General features: G+C 74.2%; 3 protein-coding genes. 1 reads left to right on the top strand and 2 read right to left on the bottom strand.

Annotated elements, in window-relative coordinates; all coding sequences use genetic code 11:
* Positions 1-66 precede the first annotated feature (66 nt).
* Together ACFU7Z_RS36925 and ACFU7Z_RS36920 are read right to left on the bottom strand one after the other, a co-directional pair.
* The gene (locus ACFU7Z_RS36925; RefSeq protein ID WP_380782447.1) at positions 67-1,707 is read right to left on the bottom strand and encodes a serine/threonine-protein kinase; all 1,641 of its coding nucleotides are present in this window, start codon (positions 1,705-1,707) and stop codon (positions 67-69) included.
* A 143-nt stretch (positions 1,708-1,850) separates the two neighbouring features.
* Positions 1,851-3,122 carry a Rieske 2Fe-2S domain-containing protein gene (locus ACFU7Z_RS36920; RefSeq protein ID WP_380782445.1) on the bottom strand — a complete coding sequence of 424 codons (1,272 nt, stop codon included), beginning with the start codon at positions 3,120-3,122 and terminating at the stop codon, positions 1,851-1,853.
* Between the two features lie 770 nt (positions 3,123-3,892).
* On the opposite strand from ACFU7Z_RS36920, the gene ACFU7Z_RS36915 reads away from it, so the two are divergent.
* A partial coding sequence (locus ACFU7Z_RS36915; RefSeq protein ID WP_380782443.1) for an SDR family oxidoreductase occupies positions 3,893-4,345 on the top strand: 453 nt, incomplete at its 3' end.

The following is a 4,345-nucleotide window of genomic DNA, read 5'->3' as shown; positions in this document are numbered from 1 at the left end:
GGCCCCCGGGGGAGTGGGGGCCGCCCCGCCGCGCGCGGAACAGGGGGTGCTTCGTCCTGCTTCTTCCTACTTCTTCCGCAGGTCGCCCGCGAAGCCGCCGACCAGCAGGTGCAGACTGCCGTCCGGATTGCGGGTGTACACCTGGTCGTACGGGACGGCGGCGCAGCCGCTGAGCGAGCTCATCGGGGCGGTGCGCAGCACCACCCGGTCGGCGGTGGCCTGGACCAGGTTGGCGGTCGCGTCGCAGTAGCGGGTGCCGGCCCCTTCGTTGTTGTGGATCTGCGCGACCGGGTCGTTGGTCCGGCCCTGGGTGATGGTGATCGCGAAGTCCGGCTTGACGAAGGTCTGTTGGCTGCCCAGGGTGCCCTGCCAGGCGCCGAGGAAGGCGGCCGGGATCTCGCCCTCCGGGGCCGGGGCGCCGGAGGTGGGGGCAGACGAGCTGCCCCCGGGACCCGGCGCGTGGGTGGCGGAGCCGTTGTCGTGGCCGGCGGTGCCGCTGTCGCGGGTGGCCAGGAACACCGCGGTGCCCGCCACGGCGGCGGCCAGGACGGCGGCGACCAGCAGGATGGTGGGGCGGGGCCTACGGGGGCCAGGCTGCGGCGCGGGCGGGTACGGGGACCGGTACGGCGGGGGCTGCGCCGGGGAGTACGGCGTCGGCGTACCCGGGACCAGGGTGCTCGGAGCCGGCGTGCCCGGAGCGGGAGTGCCCGGGGTCGGGCTGCCGGGAGCCGGCGGTGCGGCGGGCCACGGCGCCGCCGGGCCGAACTGCCCGGTGGGCGCGGCGAGTCGGGCCGGGGAGTCGCCGTCCAGGTCCAGCAGTTCGACCGCGAGCGCGGCCAGCGAGGCGGCGATCGCGGGCGGCAGCCAGTCCCGTCGCCCCAGCCGCTCGCCCGCCGCCGGGTCGGTGGCCGTCAGCCGCTCGCGCAGCTGCGCCGGGGTGGGCCGGCGGTCCGGGTCCTTGGCCAGGCAGTCCGCCACCAGGGCGTGCAACTCGCCGTCGGGTATGTCGAGTTCGGGCTCCTCGTGGAGCACCCGGTAGATCAGGACGGCCGCGCTCACCCCCGAGCCGAACGGCGCGGTGCCGGTGGCGGCGTGGGCGAGGACGGCGCCCAGCGAGAAGACGTCCGAGGCGGGCCCGGCGCCCCGGCCGTCGGCCTGCTCGGGGGAGAGGTAGCCGGGGGAGCCGACCACGAAGCCGGATCGGGTCAGCGCGGTCGCCGCGTCCAGCGCCCGGGTGATCCCGAAGTCGATCAGGCGCGGGCCGTCCAGCGCCAGCAGCACGTTCGAGGGCTTGACGTCCCGGTGCACGAGGCCCCGGGCGTGCACGGCTTCCAGGGCCTCGGCGAGCCCCACCCCGAGGGAGCGGACGGCGGCGACGGACAGCGGGCCGAAGTCCCGTACGGCGGTGCCCAGCGAGGGACCGGCGACGTACCCGGTGGCCACCCAGGGCTGGACGCCCTCGGTGTCCGCGTCCAGCACCGGGGCCGTCCACCGGCCGCCGACCTGCCGGGCGGCGGCCACCTCGTTGCGGAACCGCACCCGGAACTCCCGGTCCGCCGCGTACTGTTCGTGCACCAGCTTGACCGCCACCGTGCGGCCGCCCGCCGTCCGGCCCAGGTAGACCCGGCCCATCCCGCCCGCGCCGAGCCGCCGCAGCAGGCGGTACTCGCCCACCTGCCGCGGATCCCCGTCCTCCAGTGCCTCCACGCCGAGTCCCCCTTGCCGTGCCCGTCCGTACTCCACGCCAGACGGTACCGCCGGGACGCCCGGATCCGGTTCGGGCCGACGGCGTGGATCGGCTGCGGGGCAGGTGTGGGGCAGGAACGGGGCGGCGGGTGGCCGGGGCCGGCTCAGCTCCGGGCGGCTCCGCTGGGGGCGGTGCCGGGGGCCTCCGCCGGGGTGCGGCTCGGGGTGGCGTCACCGTCGGGCGTGCTGCTCCCGTTCGGGCCGTGCCCGTTCGCGGCGCCGTCGGGCGTGCTGCTCCCGTTCGGGCCGTGCCCGTTCGCAGCGCCGTCGGGCGTGCTGCTCCCGTTCGCGCCGGGCCCGTCCCGGTCGGTGAGCGCGGTCGGCCCCGGCAGGTGCGCCTGGTGGTCCGGCGGGTAGAACTGCCGGGCCCAGTGCCGCATCGCGCCGATCGGCCCGTCGCCCGGGGCGAGCTTCGGCGGTGACATGTACCGCTTGGTGGACCAGATCGGGAAGTCGGCCGCGGTGAACTCCAGGTTGCGCTTGAACATCGGGCCCGCCAGCAGCCTGGTGACCGCCCGGCTGACCGTCCGGGCGACGACCGGCGGCAGTCCGGACGGCTCCGACATGACGAAGCGGCTCGCCTGCCGCAGCTGCATCCGGCCGGGAGCGACCTGGGTGGCCATGACCAGCGAGCAGATCTCCAGGCCCAGCGAGGGCGTGTGCACGTCGGTGTGCAGGGCGGTGAGGCCGTACCCGTCCACCTCGACCTGGACCTCGCGCAGGCCGAGCAGCGGGAAGGTCTCCCGGACCAACATGGAGATGTGGAAGGTGGTGCCGTCGAACTCCACGGGCTTCACCAACTCGCCCTGCGGCCAGCCGTGCAGGGTGACGAAGTGGCCCAGGTCGAAGGAGTTCTCCATGACGTCCTGGGCGTAGCCGGGCATCTCGAAGGAGGTGTACCGCAGGGGTTGCCGCCCGTCGTCGATCCGGTGCCAGGCGGGGATCTCCCAGTCCGGCTCCCGGCCGTCGTGGTGGCGCCAGACGAAGACGGCCTCGTTCACCTCGCGCACCGGCAGCGGCGTCAGTGCCGCCTTGGGCGGCTGGGTGCCGTACCCGGTGCGCACGCAGCGGCCCTCGGCGTCGAAGGCGAAGCGGTGGAAGGGGCAGACCAGGTGGTCGCCCTCGACCGCGGCCAGGCCGAGGTGGGCGCCGAGGTGCGGGCAGTACGGGCGGATCGCGCGGAGGCGGCCGTTGCGCAGCCGGTACAGCACGACGTCCTCGCCCGCGAGTTGGCGGGTGAGGACGGTGCCGGGCCTGAGCTCGGCGGAGAAGGCGAGTGCGGACCAGCCGTCGGGGTAGGGCAGTGCCGGTGGCAGGGCGACATCGGCCGCGGTCGGGCGGCTGCTGACGGGGTGGACGTGCTTGGACACGCGCATGAAGAAGTCTCCTGTCGGTCTGTCCGGCGCCGCCCCTCCCAGGCGATTAGCGCTCGAACAGAATGGATTTCCGATGCTAGCCATGGAACGGGAGCCCGTGCACGGACAATCTCCCTAACTCACAACAAGTCTGATGATCCGTCAGGTAGACCGGTTCAAGGATTCGACAGGTCCCAGCCACTCGCCCGGCCCCGGGGCAACGGGGGTATTCGGGCAGGTCGGCGCGGCCTCGACGTCCGAGCGGGGCCGAAGGGGGGCCGGCGGGGCGGCGGGCCGCACCCGGGGCGGAACAGGGCCGCCCGGCCCGGACGATATTCGTACGGGCCCGTACTGTGGGGCGATCGGCGACGGCGACGGATTCCGCGGTCCCGGCGTGACGGGAATGCGGATCCGGCCGACCGACGCGGTTCCCCCCGATTTCCCCTCGGCCCTTTGCGGACGCACCGCGCGGTGATTGCCCCACGCGGTCGAGGAGGGGTCGAGAGGTGCTGGAAAGGGCTTTCTGCCGGGGGTGGGGTGTGTTGTGGTGGGTGGCAGGGGAGCCCTGGCCGCGGACGGCTCGACGGCCGTGGGTGGGCGGAGCGCCGCTGGTCGGTGACGTACCGGTGGCGTAGACGCTCGCGCATGGAACTGAGAGCGGCGGCTATGGATCGCCGGGCCAGGGGGGATTTGAATTGGTGCCACGACGACGAACCGATCGGGCGTAACCGGCGCCTCCGAAGGACCGGTCGTCGGTGATTCCTCCGAGTCTTGGAATGAGGGTGTGTGTGATGGCTGGTGTGGTGGATCTCGCGGTCGAGTCCGGTGTCGTGCTGGTGGTCGGTGGGACGGGGAAGACGGGTCGGCGGGTGGCGGACCGGCTGACGGCCCTGGGGTACGGGGTGCGGGTGGGGTCGCGTTCGGGTGCGGTGCCGTTCGACTGGCACGACGAGGGGACGTGGGAGGGGGCGTTGGAGGGTGTGAGTGCGGCGTATCTGACGTACTACCCGGATCTGGCGTTCCCGGGTGCGGTGGAGGCGGTGGGGGCGTTCTCGCGGTTGGCGGCGGAGCGCGGGGTGGGGCGGCTGGTGCTGCTGTCGGGGCGCGGTGAGGAGGCCGCGGAGGCGGGGGAGAAGGCGGTGATGGAGTCGGGGGCCGCGTGGACGGTGGTGCGGTGCGCGTGGTTCAACCAGAACTTCAGTGAGTCGTTCTTCCTGGAGCCGGTGCTGGCGGGGGAGTTGGCG

The sequence above is a fragment of the Kitasatospora sp. NPDC057518 genome, assembly GCF_042802075.1.
Taxonomy (GTDB): domain Bacteria; phylum Actinomycetota; class Actinomycetes; order Streptomycetales; family Streptomycetaceae; genus Kitasatospora.
Note: the sequence above shows the minus strand (reverse complement) of the source record. Positions and strands in the feature narration are given on the sequence as shown.

Excerpts from the sequence above, each read along its gene's own strand:
- ACFU7Z_RS36920 (WP_380782445.1), bottom strand. The coding sequence starts at position 3,122 with ATGCGCGTGTCCAAGCACGTCCACCCCGTCAGCAGCCGCCCGACCGCG.